This is a genomic window from Caulobacter sp. SRI_014 (assembly GCF_057586315.1).
The window spans coordinates 66,580-81,988 of the sequence record NZ_JBYCZQ010000005.1 but is presented as its reverse complement, the minus strand read 5'-3'; the positions used below and the strand labels follow the sequence as shown (position 1 = coordinate 81,988).

Below are 15,409 nucleotides of genomic sequence, written 5' to 3'. Positions count from 1 at the left end.
CCACAGCCCGCCAACAGGCTGTTCCACTTTACGCTTGCCTGTGGAACAAAACGGGAATAAGAACAAACCCGGAACTTGAACCGGGGAGGCTCGAATGGCCAGAATTGCTCGCGAAACCCTCGCTCTGGCGTCTGTGGTCAGCTTTGTGTGGATGATGTGCTCGCTGGCCTATGTCGCGGCCTGAGTCGGTCTTAAGGATGAACCCGCAGTAGGCGGAGGTTGACGTAGGCAAATGGCGGATCTGGCGAACGGCTTTGTCCATTTGCGGGTGCGCTCGGCCTATAGCCTGCTCGAGGGGGCCATCAAGGCCGACAAGACGCCGAAGCTGGCCGCCGCGGAGGGCATGCCGGCCATCGGCATCGCCGACCGGGCCAACCTGTTCGGCGCCCTCGAATTTTCCGTCGCCGCCAAGGAGGCGGGTGTGCAGCCGCTGGTGGCCTGCGCCCTGCCGGTCACCGGCATCGGCGAGGGGCCGCCCGAACGCTGGGCGCGGACGCCGACCATTACCCTGATCGCCCAGAACGAGCGGGGCTATCTAAACCTCTCCGAACTCAGCTCGTCGGCCTACCTGGACATCGACGCGGTGTCCGAACCCTCGGTGTCCTGGAGCAAGGTGGCGGCCCACAGCGAGGGACTGATCCTGCTGTCGGGCGGCACGGACGGTCCGATCGACCCCCTGTTCGCAGCCGGCAAGACCCCGGACGGCGACAAGGCCCTGGCCGCGATGCACGCGGTGTTCGGGGATCGCTTCTACGTCGAACTGCAACGTCATGGCCTGCCGCAGCAGGCGGCGGCCGAGCCGGGCCTTGTGGCCTGGGCCTATGCCAACGACGTGCCGCTGGTCGCGACCAACGACGTCTACTATCCCGACAGGTCGATGCATGAGGCGCACGACGCCCTGCTATGCATCTCCGACGGGGCCTTCGTCGGCCAGGATGAACGGCGGCGGGTGACGGCCGAACACTATTTCAAGACCGCCGCCGAGATGCGGGCCCTGTTCAGTGATCTGCCCGAGGCCTGCGACCAGACGCTGGAGATCGCACGGCGCTGCGCCTTCATGGTCAAGAAGCGCGATCCGATCCTGCCGAGGTTCGATACCGGGGCCGGCCGTAGCGAGGCGGACGAACTGGCCCACCAGGCGCGCGAGGGCCTGAAAGCCCGGCTGGCCTCGGTCGAGCTGGCGGCCCCCGAGGACGAGTACTGGGCCCGTCTCGAGTTCGAGGTCGGGATCATCCAGCAGATGGGGTTCTCCGGCTACTTCCTGATCGTGTCGGACTTCATCAAATGGGCCAAGGCCCACGGCATTCCCGTGGGGCCGGGACGGGGGTCGGGCGCCGGCTCGCTGGTCGCCTGGTCGCTGACCATCACGGGGCTGGATCCCCTGCGGTTCGGCCTGCTGTTCGAGCGCTTCCTCAATCCGGAGCGGGTCTCGATGCCCGACTTCGATATCGACTTCTGCCAGGAACGCCGGGGCGAGGTGATCACCTACGTTCAGCAGAAGTACGGCGACGACAAGGTCGCCCAGATCATCACCTTCGGCACGCTGCAGGCCCGCGCCGTGGTCCGCGACGTCGGCCGGGTGATGCAGCTGTCGCTGGGGCTGGTGGATCGTCTGGCCAAGATGATCCCCAACAACCCGGCCAACCCCACGACCCTGGCCCAGGCCATCGAGATCGAGCCGCGCCTCAAACAGGCCCGCGACGAGGACGAGCAGGTCGCCATGTGCCTGAACGTCGCCTTGCGGCTGGAGGGTCTCTACCGCAACGCCTCGACCCACGCTGCCGGGGTGGTCATCGGCGACCGGCCACTGGTCGAGCTGACGCCGCTGTACAAGGACCCGCGCTCGGACCTGCCGGCCACCCAGTTCAACATGAAGTGGGTCGAAAGCGCCGGGCTGGTGAAGTTCGACTTCCTGGGCCTCAAGACCCTGACGGTCATCGACCGGGCCCTCAAGCACATGGCCAAGCGTGGGGCGGCCATCGATATCGACGCTCTGGCGATCGACGACGCCGCCTCCTACGAGCTGATGAGTTCGGGCCAGACGGTCGGGGTGTTCCAGCTGGAAAGCCAGGGCATGCGCGACACCCTGCGCAAGCTGCGGCCCGGATCGCTGGAAGAAGTCACCGCCATCATCTCGCTCTATCGGCCGGGGCCGATGGACAACATCGACAGCTTCGTCGACTGCAAGTTCGGTCGAAAGCCCATCGACTACCTGCACCCGACCCTGGAGTCGGTGCTGAAGGAGACCTACGGCATCGTCGTCTACCAGGAACAGGTGATGCAGATCGCCCAGATCCTGGCCGGCTACAGCCTGGGCGACGCCGACCTTCTGCGCCGCGCCATGGGCAAGAAGAAGCCCGAGGAAATGGCCGCCCAGAAGGTCCGTTTCGTGGCCGGCGCAGAGACGAAGGGGGTCGATCCGAACCAGGCCAGGTCGATCTTCGATCTGGTCGAGAAGTTCGCCGGCTACGGCTTCAACAAGTCCCACGCCGCCGCCTACGCGCTGATCAGCTACCAGACGGCCTGGTTGAAGGCGAACGCGCCGGTCGAGTTCATGGCCGCCTCCATGAGTCTCGATATCTCCAACACCGACAAGCTGGCGGTCTTCTATCAGGACGCCCGCCGTTCGGGCGTGCCTGTGCGGGCTCCGGACGTAAACCGCTCGGGCGCCGACTTCGAGGTCGAAGACGGCGAGGTGCTCTATGCCCTGGGCGCGGTGCGCAATGTCGGCCTGTCGGCCATGGAGCACCTGGTCGAGGTGCGTAATGAGGGCGGCCCGTTCAAGGACATCTTCGACGTCGTCGAGCGGCTTGATCCCAAACAGGTCAACAAGCGGGCGCTGGAAGGCCTGGCGCGGGCGGGCGCCTTCGACAGCATCCATCCCAGCCGGGGCCAGATCGTCGCCGCGGCCGATGTGCTGATCGCTCATGGCCAGAGTCTGGCCGCCGACCGCGCCTCATCCCAGGTCAGCCTGTTCGGCGGCGATCAGTCGGAGGCCTCCCGGCCGCGCCTGCCCAAGGTCGAGCCCTGGGACCAGATCCGCCGGCTGGACGAGGAGCTGGCCGCTGTCGGCTTCTACCTGACCGGCCACCCGCTGGAGGACATGGTCAAGGTGCTGCAGCGTCGGCGCGTGACCCTTCTTCAGGACGCCCTGCCGGAAGCCGAGGCCGGCCGCGACGCCTTCAAGATGGCCGGCATCGTACGCCGCCGCCAGGAACGGGCCAGCCAGAGCGGCGACAAGTTTGCCTTCGTCTCGATGTCGGACCCGACCGGCGAATACGAGGTGCTGTTCCCGCCGGAATCCTTGCGCAAATGCCGCGATGTGCTGGAGCCGGGCAAGGCCGTGGTCATCCGCGTGCGGGCCAAGGCCAAGGACGGCGAGGTCCGCTTCTTCGGCGACGACGCCGAGCCGGTCGACCAGTCCATCGAGGCGGTCGCCGCCGGCCTGCGCGTGCACATCTCGTCCGGATCGGCCGAGATCGACAGCCTCAAGCAGCGGCTGACCCGGGCGGCGTCACAGCGCGGCGGCGAGGTCATCCTGGTCGCCGGCATCGGCGGCGGGCGCGAGATCGAGATGAAGCTGCCGGGGTTCTATTCGCTGGATGCGTCACTGCGCGGGGCGCTGAAGACCGCGCCGGGCGTGGCCTATCTGGAAGACGTCTAGGGCTTCGCCGCCCCGGCGTGAAACTCGATGAACAGGCCGAGGGTGTCCTCCGTCGGGCTGCGGACCGAGGCGCCCAGGGTCCCGTCATAGCGCGGGCCTGTTGTCGGATAGGCCTCCCGTACATGGCGTTCGGCGGCCGCCAGGTCGGCGACGGCCACGCTCAGGCCGACGATCCTGGGGCCTTGGCGCCGACCTGTCGGCGCGACGCCCAGCCGGACCAGCAGGATGCGGCCTGGGCCGACCTCGACGGTCCAGGGGGAGCCCTCGATGACCTTGAAACCCATACGCCGGTAGACGGCCGCCTCCGCCGCCGGGTCGGCGACGGCGATCCAGATGGCCGACAGGGATCTGGCCGTGTTCGGGTGAGCGACGCGGGCCTGGAAGCTGGCCAGGGCCTCGGCGCTTAAGGGCTCTTCCGGCGCATACTCGATGAAGAAGATCTCGGCGCCATGCAGCGGCGGGACGGCGAAGTGGAAGTCCCGCCAGCTGGCCGGCTGCACGGGTCTGGGCCCATCGGGCCCGTCCGGATCGTGGGTGTCGCCCTCGATGGCGCCGACCTTGAAGCCGGCGGCTTCCAGCTGAGCCCTGGCGGGATCGGCGCCGCTGACCTGGAAGGCGAAGCTGTTGGCGCCGGGACCCTGGTCCACGAAAGCCAGCTCGTCCCTGGCCCGTGGGCTCGTGGCCCTGGTCCGATCAATGACGTGCAGCAACTCCAGAAAGCTGTAGTCCGCGAACATGATGGTATGGCTGCCGAAGGCGCCCTCGAAGGACGAGCCCTTCTTCAGTTTGAAGCCCAGACGCTCCAGGGTCCGCGCCATGACCTTCTCGTCCCCCCAGAGCAGGACATGGTCAGGGGCCCGGATCACCGCCGGTACGACCGGGGAGGCCGGTCCGTCGCGCGCATCGCCAACCGTCGGGGACAGCGCCAGAACGGCGCAGAGGATCAGGGCGATGCGCATGCCGCCTCCGGGCTGTGGGACCGATTGGCGGTCAGACTTGCATTTCCCGCCCATTCCGACTATCTCCCCCGCCCATCACGCACGCGGGCGTTCGGGCCGGTTGGGGAGACATCCCATCCGATCCGTTCCGGTCCAGGCAACTGCCTGGAATTGCCCGCGGAGGCGACAACCGGAAAAAGGATCCGATACAGACATGGCTCTGCCTGAATTCTCCATGCGCCAGCTCCTCGAAGCCGGCGCCCACTTCGGCCACCAGACGCACCGCTGGAACCCGAAGATGGACCGCTACATCTTCGGCTCGCGCTCGAACATCCACATCATCGACCTGTCGCAGTCGATCCCGCTCCTGCACCAGGCCCTGGTGAAGGTGCGTGAAGTCGCCGCCGCCGGTGGCCGCGTGCTGTTCGTCGGCACCAAGCGCCAGGCGTCCGACCCGGTGGCCGAAGCCGCCAAGCGCTGCGCCCAGTACTACGTGAACCACCGCTGGCTCGGCGGCACCCTGACCAACTGGCGCACCATCTCGGGCTCGATCGCCCGTCTGCGCGAGCTGGAAGGCCTGCTCGGCGGCGAAGGCCAGGGCCGCGGCAAGAAGGAACGCCTGAGCCTGCAGCGCGAAATGGACAAGCTGGAACTGTCGCTGGGCGGCATCAAGAACATGGGCGGCATCCCCGACATCATGTTCGTGATCGACACCAACAAGGAAGCGATCGCCATCCAGGAAGCCCGCAAGCTGAACATCCCAGTCATCGCAATCCTGGACACCAACTGCGATCCGGACGGCATCACCTTCCCGATCCCGGGCAACGATGACGCCGCCCGCGCCATCCAGCTGTACGTCGACCTGATCGCCGACGCCGTCCTCGACGGCATGGCCGCCGGCGCCGCCGCCTCGGGCGTCGACCTCGGCGCCTCGGTCGCCCCGATCGAGCCGACCCTGGCCCGCGAACTGACCCCGGAACCGGTGGCTGAAGAAGCCGCTGCTCCGGTCGCTGAAGAAGCCCCGGCCGCTGAAGCCGCTGCCCCGGAAGCCGTTGCTGAAGAAGCTCCGGTCGCCGAAGCCGCCGCTGAAGAAGCTCCGGCCGACGAAGCCAACTGATTTTCGGACCTCCGGCTGGTCCGGAGGGTCTGATTTCAAACCCTTGTCACAGCCGGGCCCCAACAGGTCCGGCTGCACCCCTATACGAACTCAATATCTGGAGGACTGAACATGGCGGAAGTCACCGCTGCCCTCGTCAAGGAACTGCGCGAAAAGTCCGGCGCCGGCATGATGGACTGCAAGAAGGCCCTCGTTGAGAACGACGGCAACATGGAACAGGCCACCGACTGGCTGCGCTCCAAGGGCCTCTCCAAGGCCGCCAAGAAGGCCGACCGCGCCGCCGCTGAAGGCCTGGTCGCCGTGGCCCTGCAAAAGGACGGCGCCGGCATGACCGGTGCGGTCATCGAGCTGAACGCCGAAACCGACTTCGTGGCCCGCAACGACCTGTTCCAGGCCGCCGCCCGCAAGGTCGCCGCCGTGGCCCTGACCACCGACGGCGACGTGGAGGCCATCAAGGCCGCCAAGACCGCTGACGGTGAAGTCGTCAACGACATGGTCACCAACCTGATCGCCACCATCGGCGAGAACATGACCGTGCGTCGCGCGGCCAAGTTCAGCGTCGCCAAGGGTTCGGTCTCGGCCTACGTCCACAACGCCGTCGCCCCGGAACTGGGCAAGATAGGCGTGCTGGTTGCTCTGGAAGGCGACGGCGACCAGGCCGAGCTGCAGGAGCTGGGCCGCAAGATCGCCATGCACGTGGCCGCCACCAACCCGCTGTCGCTGTCGTCGGAAGACCTCGACCCGGCGGCCGTTGAGCGTGAACGCGCCGTGCTGACCGAAAAGGCCAAGGAAGAAGGCCGTCCGGAAAACATGATCGCCAAGATCGTGGACGGCCAGATCTCCAAGTTCCAGCGTGAAGTCGTGCTGCTCGAGCAGCCCTTCGTCATGAACCCCGACCAGACCATCAAGGCGCTGGTCGCCGACGCCAAGGCCACCATCAAGGGCTTTGTCCGTCTGGGCCTGGGCGAAGGCGTCGAGAAGGCCGATGCGCCGGACTTCGCCGCTGAAGTCGCCTCGATGACCGGCGGGAACTGATCCGTCTGTTACCGAACTAAAGAGGGCGCTCCCGGCTGACGCTGGGGGCGCCCTTGGTTTATGTAGTTTTCCCGACTCAGGAGAGGGCCCTCCGGCATGACAAAGCTGCGTTACAAGAAGGTGCTTCTGAAGGTGTCGGGCGAGGTGCTGATGGGCGAGACCGCCTTCGGCATCGACATGCCCACGGTCGAGGCCGTGGCCCAGGACATCAAACAGGTCGTCGAGGCGGGGGTCGAACTCTCGCTCGTCATCGGCGGCGGCAACATCTTCCGCGGCATGGCCGGCGCCGCCAAGGGCATGGAACGGGCCAGCGCCGACTACATGGGCATGCTGGCCACCGTCATGAACGCCCTGGCGATGCAGGACGCGCTTGAACGCATCGGCGTCCAGACCCGGGTGCAGTCCGCCATCCCCATGCCCACCGTCTGTGAGCCTCTGATCCGCCGCCGGGCCCAGCGGCACTTGCAGAAGGGCAGGGTGGTGATCTTTGCCGCCGGCACGGGCAACCCGTTCTTCACCACCGACTCGGGCGCGGCCCTGCGCGCGGCGGAGATGCAGAGCGACGCCCTGTTCAAGGGCACCAGCGTTGACGGCGTCTACACGGCCGATCCCAAGAAGGACAAATCGGCCACTCGCTACGACAGGCTGAGCTATCACGACGTCCTTTCCCAGGACCTCAAGGTCATGGACGCCAGCGCCATCAGCCTGATGCGTGAGAACAAGATCCCGATCGTGGTCTTCTCGATCCGCGAGCGCGGCAACCTGCTCAAGGTCCTGCACGGTCAGGGCGTGCACACCGTGATCACCGAAGACTCCTGATATACAAACGCGTTCACGCGAGAACCGCGCGACGTCTTGACGGGTCTTCAAACCCCGTCCGCTATCGTCGCCGACAAGAAAAGGACCTCTCGAAATGGCCAATGGCGAAAAACCGGTCGTCGCGACCTACTCCAGCCGAATGGACAAGGCGGTCGCCGCCCTGAAGGAAGAGTTCGGCAGCCTGCGCACCGGCCGCGCCTCCGCCAGCTTGCTCGACCAGGTAATGGTCGAAGCCTACGGCAACACCGTGCCGCTCAATACGGTCGCTTCGGTCAGCGTCCCCGAGCCGCGCTCGATCAGCGTCAACATCTGGGACAAGGGCGTCGTGGTCTCGGTTGAGAAGGCCATCCGTTCGGCGGGCCTGGGCCTGAACCCGGTCGTGGAGGGCAACAACCTGCGCATCCCGATCCCGCCGCTGACTGAAGAGCGCCGCAAGGATCTGGCCAAGATCGCCGGCAAATACGCCGAGCAGCAGAAGATCGCCGTGCGCAATGTGCGCCGCGACGGCATGGACGACGCCAAGAAGGCCCAGAAGGCCGCGGTGCTGACCGAAGACGAGCTGAAGAAGTTCGAAACCGAGCTGCAAAAGGCCACGGACGACCACGTCAAGAAGATCGACGAAGCCTTGAAAACCAAGGAACAAGAGATCATGCAGGTTTGATGGTCCGGAGCGACGGGAACCGGATCGGATAGGGAAAGTGATGCCCTCAAAGGATGGCGTACAACCGCGGGGTCATGTCCCGGCCGGCAGCCCGGCCGAGGGCCTGCATGTCGCCATCATCATGGACGGCAACGGCCGCTGGGCAAAACGCCGTGGGCTGCCGCGCACCCTGGGACACCGCGAGGGCGTCAAGGCCCTGAGGCGCACGGTCGAGGGAGCCCCGGACATCGGCGTCTCGACCCTGACCGTCTTCGGCTTCTCGACCGAGAACTGGCGCCGGCCGATGACCGAGGTCAGCGAACTGATGAACCTGCTCAAGGCCTATGTGGAGAGCGATCTTGACCGGCTGGCGCGGGAAGGGGTGCGCATCAGCATTCTGGGGCGCCGCACGGGCCTGAAACCCGACATTCTCGAAATCATAGAGCGGGCCGAGCGGCGTACCGAGCACAACACCCGCTTCCGCCTGCAGGTTGCCTTCAACTACGGCGGCCAGGCCGACCTGGTTGATGCGGCCCGAAAATTCGCCGAGGCCGTGGCCCGAGGCGAGGCCAGCCCCGAAGACCTGGACGAGCAACTGTTCGAGAGCCATCTGTCCACGGCCGGCGTTCCGTCCCCGGACGTTATTGTTCGCACCAGCGGGGAACGACGCATCTCCAACTTCCTTCTCTGGGAATGCGCTTACGCCGAACTCGTCTTCCAGGACGTCTACTGGCCCGACTATGGCCCCGATCACCTCGCCGCCGCGGTTGGGGAATTCCGCTCTCGCGAGCGACGCTACGGCGGAGTGACGACCGATGACGTCCTCGCCACCGGCTAAGCGTTTCGACTGGAAGAACCTGCGGGTTCGTCTGATCTCGGCCTTCGCCATCATCCCGGCGGTGGCGCTGGCCGTCTGGCTGGGCGGCTGGACCTATACGGCGCTGATCTGCATCGTCGGCGCCCTGCTGGCCCGCGAATGGGGCCGCCTGGTCGCCCCCTCGGCCCCGATCCGCGTCGGTTTTGTCATCGGCGCCAGCGTCATCGCCGTCATCGTCATGGCCCATCTGTCCAGCCTGGCCAGCCAGGCCGGCTCGGCCGACGCCCATCTGTGGTGGATTGCGACCTGGGGCCTGATCCTGGTCGGGTCGGCGCTGACCACCCTGGTCGCCTTCCGGCTGACGGCCCATGTGCCCGACGCGGCCTATGGCGTCATCTACATCGCGCCGGCCGGCATCGGCATGGTCTGGCTGCGGGACATGCCCGAGGGCGCGGCCTGGAGCGTCTATCTGTTCGCCGTGACCTGGTGGACCGACATCATGGCCTACATCTTCGGCAACATTTTCAAGGGGCCCAAGCTGTGGCCCCGCTACTCGCCGAACAAAACCTGGAGCGGCTTCTTCGGCGGGCTGTTCGGGGCGATGCTGACCGCGGCCATCGTGCTGGCCATCTCCGGCGCCTTCGGGCACGGGTTCATCGGCTATCCGGGGGCCATCTCCATCGGCCTGCTCACCGGCCTGGCCACCATGGGCGGCGACCTGTGGGAATCGATGCTCAAGCGCCGGTTCGGCGTGAAGGACACGGGCGGCATCATCCCGGGCCACGGCGGCGTGCTGGACCGCGTCGACGGGCTGATGTTCGCGGTCATGGTGGTGGCCGCCGCCCGCCTGATCCAGTTCGAAGTCTTCCAATGAGCCGCACCGTCTCCATTCTTGGCTCCACGGGCTCGATCGGGGTCTCGACCCTGAGCCTGTTCGAGGAATCGGGCGTGGAGGTCGAGATCCTGGCCCTCACCGCCGGCCGCAATGTCGAGAAGCTGGCCGAGCAGGCCCTGAAGTGGCGCCCCCGCCTTGCGGTGATCGAGGACGAGACCCTGCTGCCGGTCCTGCGCGAGCGCCTGGCCGGCTCGGGCATCGAGACGGCCGGCGGGACCGCGGCGGTCAGCGGCGCCGCCGAACTGCCCGCCGAATGGGTAATGTCTGCCATCGTCGGGGCCGCGGGACTGGCGCCGACCCTGGCCGCTGCCCGGCGGGGGGCGGTGGTGGCGCTGGCCAACAAGGAGAGCCTGGTCTGCGGCGGGCCGGGCGTGCTGGAAATCGCGCGCCGGGCAGGGGGCGTGGTCATCCCCGTCGATTCCGAGCACTCGGCTATATTTCAAGTGTTGCAGGATGCCTGTCGCGACAAGGTCGCCAGGCTGATTCTCACCGCCTCCGGCGGGCCGTTCCGCACCTGGACCTATGAGGCCATGCGCGCGGCGACGCCGGAACAGGCCGTCGCCCACCCCAACTGGAGCATGGGCGCCAAGATCAGCGTCGATTCGGCGACCATGATGAACAAGGGCCTGGAGATGGTGGAGGCCAGCTATCTGTTCGCCACCCCGGAGAACCAGATCGACATCGTCGTCCATCCGCAGTCCATCATCCATTCGATGGTCGAATACACGGACGGATCGACACTGGCCCAGCTGGGGCCGCCCGACATGCGCAGCCCCATTGCATGCGCCTACGCCTGGCCGGACCGCCTGTCCTGGCCGGCGGCCCCGCTCGACCTGGCGGCCATCGGCCAGCTGACCTTCGAAGCGCCCGACCTCAAGCGATTCCCGGCCATCGCCATCGCCCGTGAGGCCCTGCGCATGGGTGGCCATGCCCCCGCCGCAATGAATGCTGCTAATGAGGTGGCGGTCGGGGCGTTTCTTGACCGCCGTATCGGGTTTCTTGATATTGCCGGGTCCGTCCAGGATACCCTGGATCGCCTCAATGGCGGCTGGGAGCTGGGCGGTCAGCCGGGGGGCGACGAACTGGAGACGGCCATGATCATCGATGCCAGCGCCCGGCGCGTGGCCACCGAGGTCGTCAGTCGCCTCGCCGCCGCGCGCGCGGCGTAAGGGGAGTGGCCGTGCAGTTGCTCCAGTCACTCTTCCTGTTCATCGTGCCGTTCCTGTTCGTGCTGACCCTGGTCGTGGTGGTGCATGAGCTGGGCCACTACTGGGCGGCGCGCTCGGTCGGCACCAAGATCGACCAATTCTCCATCGGCTTTGGCCGCGCGATTCTGCACTGGCGCGACAAGCACGGGGTTCAGTGGCGGGTCGGCTGGCTGCCGTTGGGCGGCTATGTGCGTTTCGCGGGCGATGAGAATGCGGCCAGCGTGCCCGACCAGGATGACCTGGACAGCATGCGGGCGGCCATCGTCGCCGCCGAGGGGCCGGGCGCCGAGGCCAAATACTTCCAGTTCAAGCCGATCTGGCAGCGCGCCTGGATCACCGTGGCCGGACCGCTGGCCAACTTCGTCCTCGCCATCGTCCTGTTCGCCGGCTTCCTGATGGCCTTCGGCGAACCCCTGCTGCCGGCCAGAATCACCGACGTCGTGCCCAACAAACCGGCGGCCTCCGCCGGCTTCCAGGCCGGCGACATCGTCGAGCGCGTCGATGGGCGCAAGGTGCGGGGGTTCGACCAGCTTGAGCGCTACATCCAGATGCGGGCGGGGACGCCGATCGTCTTTGGCATCGACCGCGGCGGCCAGCGGATCGAACTCACGGCCAGTCCGGTAGAGGGCGTAGTTGATCACCCTGTGGCCGGCCGCATCAAGATCGGCCAGTTGGGCATCTACAAGCCGCCCTTCGCCGAGTATCGGCGGGTCCGCTACAATCCGATCGAGGCGGTCGGGCGCGGGGCGGAGCGCAGCTGGAACGTCATCGAGACCACGGTCTTCTATGTCGGCCGCATCATCACCGGCAAATCCTCGGCCGATCAGATCGGCAGCGTGCTCGGCATCGCCGACACCTCCGGCAAGGTCGCCAAGGCCGGCGCGCACGGCGCGACCACCATCGGCGGCATGATCAGCGGCAGTACTCTGGCCCTGTTGGAACTGGCGGCCTTCCTGTCGGTCAGTATCGGCTTTATGAACCTCTTGCCGCTGCCGGTTCTCGACGGCGGTCACCTGGTTTTCTACGCCTACGAAGCCGTGGCCCGGCGGCCACTTCCGGCCCGTATCCAGGCCGTTTCATACCGCCTTGGTCTTGCCTTGCTCGTCGGTTTCATGTTGTTCGCCACCTGGAACGACCTCCAGCGGCTGCGTGTGTTCAATTTCCTGGGCGACCTCTTCTCGTGAGCTCGTTCGTATCCTTGATGGCAGACCTCATGATGCATTCTCGACGCCCCGGCGCCGCCGTCCTCACGAGCCTGGCCCTGCTGATGGGATCCACGGCCCTGATGGCGCCCGTGGCGGCTTACGCCCAGGGCCAGCAGGGCGTGGTGCAGCGCATAGTCGTGATCGGCAACGAGCGCATCGAAGCCTCGACCATCGCCTCCTACATCCCGATCCAGCCCGGTGAAGCCGTCGATTCGGCGCGAATCGACCTGGCGCTGAAGACCCTGTTCCGCACCGAACTGTTCGCCGATGTGAAAATCGACCTGCAGGGCGGCGACCTGAACGTCCGCGTCGTCGAGAACCCGATCATCAACAAGGTGGTCTTCGAGGGGAATTCCTCGGTCAAGGACGACAAGATCAAGGAAGAGCTGACCATCCGGCCGCGGGGCATCTTCACCCGCGCCAAGGTCCAGTCCGACGTCCAGCGCATCATCGAACTTTACCGCCGCTCGGGCCGCATCTCGGCGACCGTGACGCCGAAGGTGGTCGAGCTGCCGCAGAAGCGCGTCGATCTGATCTTCGAAATCAACGAAGGCCCCAAGAGCGGCGTCCTGGACGTCAACTTCCTGGGCAACGAACAGTTCTCCGACGGCGACCTGGCCGACGTGGTCGTGACCAAGGAAACCGCCTGGTACAAGTTCCTGTCGACCAACGACAACTACGATCCGGACCGGCTTGAGTACGACAAGGAACAGCTGCGCAAGCACTACCGCAACCGCGGCTACTACGACTTCCGCGTCGTCTCGGCGGTGGCCGAGCTGGCTCCGAACAAGAATGGCTTTGTCATCACCTACACGCTCGAAGAGGGCGTGAAGTACAAGTTCGGCAAGATCAGCGTCGAGACCGAGCTGAAGAAGCTGGACGGCACGGTGCTGGAGCAGCTGCTGCCGATCCGCGCCGGCGAGCTGTACCAGGACGAAAAGATCGAACAGGCGACCGACGCCCTGACCTTCGCGGCCGGCGCCGCCGGCTTCGCCTTCGTCGACGTCCGCCCGCGCTACGTGCCCAACCGCGAGACCAAGACCGTCGATGTGGTCTTCTCGGTCCGTGAAGGCCCGCGCGTCTACATCGACCGCATCGACATCGTCGGCAACAACCGCACCCTGGACTCGGTCATCCGCCGCGAAATGCTGGTGTCCGAGGGCGACGCCTACAACCGCGTCTACGTCGACCGCTCCAAGAGCCAGATCCGCGGCCTCGGCTACTTCAAGGAAGTGGACATCGAGGAAGTGCCGGGGACCGCGCCCGACCGTACCGGCCTGCGGGTCAAGGTCGAGGAGCAGCCGACCGGCGAACTGTCGTTCAGCGCCGGCTACAGCTCGGTCGACCAGCTGATTATCGATCTGGGCATCTCCGAGCGGAACTTCCGCGGCCGGGGCCAGAACCTGCGCGCCCGCGTGTCGGTCGGTTCGCTGCGTCAGCAGGTGGACTTCTCGTTCACCGAGCCGCGCTTCCTGGGCCGGGACCTGTTGGCCGGGGTGGACCTTTACACCTACCGCTACGATTTCAGCCAGCAGACGGCCTTCGACACCTCCTCGACGGGTATGAACCTGCGCGTCGGCTTCCCGCTGACGTCCAATGCCTCGATGGGCCTGCGCTACGTCCTGCGCAGCGACAACGTCGATGTCGCCGACTCGCTGTGCAACGCCGGCACCGTCTCGACCACGCTCTGTGCGCAGCGCGGGGCCCGGATCACCTCCTCGCTCGGCTACACCGTTCGCCTGGACCGCCGGAACGACCCGCAACGGCCGACCCGCGGCTTCTATGTCGAATTGTCGCAGGACCTCGCTGGTCTTGGCGGTGACGTGAACTATCTGCGTACCGAAACCAGCGGCGGATGGTACTACGGCTTCAACAAGGACTTCATCTTCAGCGCCACGGGTTCGGCCGGTTACACGACCGGCTGGCGCGGCGACACGGTCCGGATCAACGACCGCTTCTACAAGGGCGGCAACACCTTCCGGGGCTTCGAGACGGCCGGTATCGGTCCGCGCGATACGGGCTCAAACCGTGGCGACGCCTTGGGTGGCAAGCTTTACGCCATCGGCACGGCCGAACTGACGGTCCCGACCTTCCTGCCCGAGCAGTACGGCATCAAGGCCTCGCTGTTCACCGATGTCGGCACCGTCGGCCTGCTGGACGATATCGACCGCCAGACCGTTCCGGGCGTGTTCAACACCGACATCCGCGATGACCTGGGTCTGCGGGCCTCGGCTGGCCTGTCGATCCACTGGCGTTCGCCGATGGGACCCATTCGCTTCGACTTCAGCCAAGTTTTGGCCAAAGAAGACTACGACAAGACCGAAACGTTCCGGTTCTCCACCTCCACAAGGTTCTGATCTCTCATGCACATCAAGTCCTTCGCGGCCCGCGCTGTTGGCGCGGTCGCCGTTCTGGCTTTCGCGAGCTCGGCTGTCGCCCAGACCACCCCGCCCAAGCCGGCCGCCGCCCCGCCGAGGCCGGCCCAGCTGCCGGTGACCCATGGCGCCGTCATTCCTGGCTTCTGCATCTATGACGTCAACGCCGTGGTCACCTCCTCGACCGTCGGCAAGTACGTCGACGGCCGCCTCGAGGCCATCGCCAAGCAGGTCGACACCGAGCTGCAGACCGAAGAAGCGGCGATCAACAAGGAAGCCGGCGCCATCCAGACCGCGATGAACGCCCCGGGCGCCGACGAGGCGACCCTGCAAAAGCGCGCCGTCGACCTGAAGACCCGCGCCAAGGCCTGGGACACCAAGGCCGCCCAGCGCAAGCGCGAGTACCAGGCCACGGCCCAGAAGGCCGGCGTCAAAATCCTGACCGAAGTCGACCCGATCGTGGTCCAGATCTATCAGCAAAAGGGCTGCTCGATCCTGATCCGTCGCGAGTCGGTTGCCCTGAGCAGCCCGGCCATGGACATCACCCCGCAGGTGATCACGGCCCTGAACGCCAAGATCCAGCAGTTCCCGATCACTCTGGAGTCGACGCCGAGGCCGCTGCCGGCGGCGCCCGCCAAGCCGACGAACTGAGGCGACTCGGGATATTCCTTGACGCCGGGCGGTCCAGATGGGCCT

General features: G+C 66.4%; 13 protein-coding genes. 12 read left to right on the top strand and 1 reads right to left on the bottom strand.

Annotation, left to right across the window (positions count from 1 at the left end):
- Positions 1-94: 94 nt before the first annotated feature.
- Together sidA and dnaE are read left to right on the top strand one after the other, a co-directional pair.
- Complete coding sequence (gene sidA / locus AC2YG9_RS13165) at positions 95-184, top strand: cell division inhibitor SidA (RefSeq protein ID WP_487298428.1); 90 nt, start codon at positions 95-97, stop codon at positions 182-184.
- A gap of 48 nt (positions 185-232) precedes the next feature.
- The gene (gene dnaE / locus AC2YG9_RS13160; RefSeq protein ID WP_487298427.1) at positions 233-3,664 is read left to right on the top strand and encodes a DNA polymerase III subunit alpha; all 3,432 of its coding nucleotides are present in this window, start codon (positions 233-235) and stop codon (positions 3,662-3,664) included.
- Here the strand turns inward: dnaE and AC2YG9_RS13155 are convergent.
- Complete coding sequence (locus tag AC2YG9_RS13155) at positions 3,661-4,623, bottom strand: VOC family protein (protein WP_487298426.1); 963 nt, start codon at positions 4,621-4,623, stop codon at positions 3,661-3,663. The genes dnaE and AC2YG9_RS13155 overlap by 4 nt on opposite strands.
- Before the next feature lie 193 nt (positions 4,624-4,816).
- Here AC2YG9_RS13155 and rpsB point away from each other — a divergent pair, with 193 nt between their 5' ends.
- The 10 genes from rpsB (at position 4,817) to AC2YG9_RS13105 (ending at position 15,364) form a co-directional block, all read left to right on the top strand.
- Positions 4,817-5,719: a 30S ribosomal protein S2 gene (gene rpsB, locus AC2YG9_RS13150; protein ID WP_487298425.1), complete on the top strand. Its 903-nt coding sequence runs from the start codon at positions 4,817-4,819 to the stop codon at positions 5,717-5,719.
- A 111-nt stretch (positions 5,720-5,830) separates the two neighbouring features.
- Positions 5,831-6,754, top strand: coding sequence for a translation elongation factor Ts (gene tsf, locus AC2YG9_RS13145; protein ID WP_487298424.1), 924 nt, complete (start codon positions 5,831-5,833; stop codon positions 6,752-6,754).
- 96 nt (positions 6,755-6,850) lie between these two features.
- Positions 6,851-7,573, top strand: coding sequence for a UMP kinase (pyrH, locus tag AC2YG9_RS13140; RefSeq protein ID WP_487298423.1), 723 nt, complete (start codon positions 6,851-6,853; stop codon positions 7,571-7,573).
- 94 nt (positions 7,574-7,667) lie between these two features.
- Entirely contained in the window at positions 7,668-8,234 is a 567-nt protein-coding gene (frr, locus tag AC2YG9_RS13135; protein ID WP_487298422.1) for a ribosome recycling factor, read from the top strand.
- A gap of 40 nt (positions 8,235-8,274) precedes the next feature.
- Positions 8,275-9,051: a polyprenyl diphosphate synthase gene (gene uppS, locus AC2YG9_RS13130; protein ID WP_487298421.1), complete on the top strand. Its 777-nt coding sequence runs from the start codon at positions 8,275-8,277 to the stop codon at positions 9,049-9,051.
- The gene (locus AC2YG9_RS13125; RefSeq protein ID WP_487298420.1) at positions 9,029-9,904 is read left to right on the top strand and encodes a phosphatidate cytidylyltransferase; all 876 of its coding nucleotides are present in this window, start codon (positions 9,029-9,031) and stop codon (positions 9,902-9,904) included. The genes uppS and AC2YG9_RS13125 overlap by 23 nt, the downstream gene beginning before the upstream one ends.
- The gene (gene dxr, locus AC2YG9_RS13120) at positions 9,901-11,094 is read left to right on the top strand and encodes a 1-deoxy-D-xylulose-5-phosphate reductoisomerase (protein ID WP_487298419.1); all 1,194 of its coding nucleotides are present in this window, start codon (positions 9,901-9,903) and stop codon (positions 11,092-11,094) included. The genes AC2YG9_RS13125 and dxr overlap by 4 nt, the downstream gene beginning before the upstream one ends.
- Before the next feature lie 11 nt (positions 11,095-11,105).
- Positions 11,106-12,317, top strand: a complete 1,212-nt coding sequence (locus AC2YG9_RS13115) for a M50 family metallopeptidase (protein WP_487298418.1) — start codon at positions 11,106-11,108, stop codon at positions 12,315-12,317.
- A gap of 32 nt (positions 12,318-12,349) precedes the next feature.
- Positions 12,350-14,695 (top strand): outer membrane protein assembly factor BamA, encoded by a 2,346-nt coding sequence (gene bamA / locus AC2YG9_RS13110; protein ID WP_487298417.1) that lies wholly within the window; start codon positions 12,350-12,352, stop codon positions 14,693-14,695.
- A 6-nt stretch (positions 14,696-14,701) separates the two neighbouring features.
- Entirely contained in the window at positions 14,702-15,364 is a 663-nt protein-coding gene (locus AC2YG9_RS13105; protein WP_487298416.1) for an OmpH family outer membrane protein, read from the top strand.
- The last annotated feature ends 45 nt before the right edge of the window (positions 15,365-15,409 follow it).

What these genes read in the sequence shown, in the direction of transcription:
- sidA (WP_487298428.1), top strand. Translation starts at nt 95, where the DNA reads ATGGCCAGAATTGCTCGCGAAACCCTCGCTCTGGCGTCTGTGGTCAGC.
- dnaE (WP_487298427.1), top strand. Translation starts at nt 233, where the DNA reads ATGGCGGATCTGGCGAACGGCTTTGTCCATTTGCGGGTGCGCTCGGCC.
- AC2YG9_RS13155 (WP_487298426.1), bottom strand. Translation starts at nt 4,623, where the DNA reads ATGCGCATCGCCCTGATCCTCTGCGCCGTTCTGGCGCTGTCCCCGACG.
- rpsB (WP_487298425.1), top strand. Translation starts at nt 4,817, where the DNA reads ATGGCTCTGCCTGAATTCTCCATGCGCCAGCTCCTCGAAGCCGGCGCC.
- tsf (WP_487298424.1), top strand. Translation starts at nt 5,831, where the DNA reads ATGGCGGAAGTCACCGCTGCCCTCGTCAAGGAACTGCGCGAAAAGTCC.
- pyrH (WP_487298423.1), top strand. Translation starts at nt 6,851, where the DNA reads ATGACAAAGCTGCGTTACAAGAAGGTGCTTCTGAAGGTGTCGGGCGAG.
- frr (WP_487298422.1), top strand. Translation starts at nt 7,668, where the DNA reads ATGGCCAATGGCGAAAAACCGGTCGTCGCGACCTACTCCAGCCGAATG.
- uppS (WP_487298421.1), top strand. Translation starts at nt 8,275, where the DNA reads ATGCCCTCAAAGGATGGCGTACAACCGCGGGGTCATGTCCCGGCCGGC.
- AC2YG9_RS13125 (WP_487298420.1), top strand. Translation starts at nt 9,029, where the DNA reads ATGACGTCCTCGCCACCGGCTAAGCGTTTCGACTGGAAGAACCTGCGG.
- dxr (WP_487298419.1), top strand. Translation starts at nt 9,901, where the DNA reads ATGAGCCGCACCGTCTCCATTCTTGGCTCCACGGGCTCGATCGGGGTC.
- bamA (WP_487298417.1), top strand. Translation starts at nt 12,350, where the DNA reads ATGCATTCTCGACGCCCCGGCGCCGCCGTCCTCACGAGCCTGGCCCTG.
- AC2YG9_RS13105 (WP_487298416.1), top strand. Translation starts at nt 14,702, where the DNA reads ATGCACATCAAGTCCTTCGCGGCCCGCGCTGTTGGCGCGGTCGCCGTT.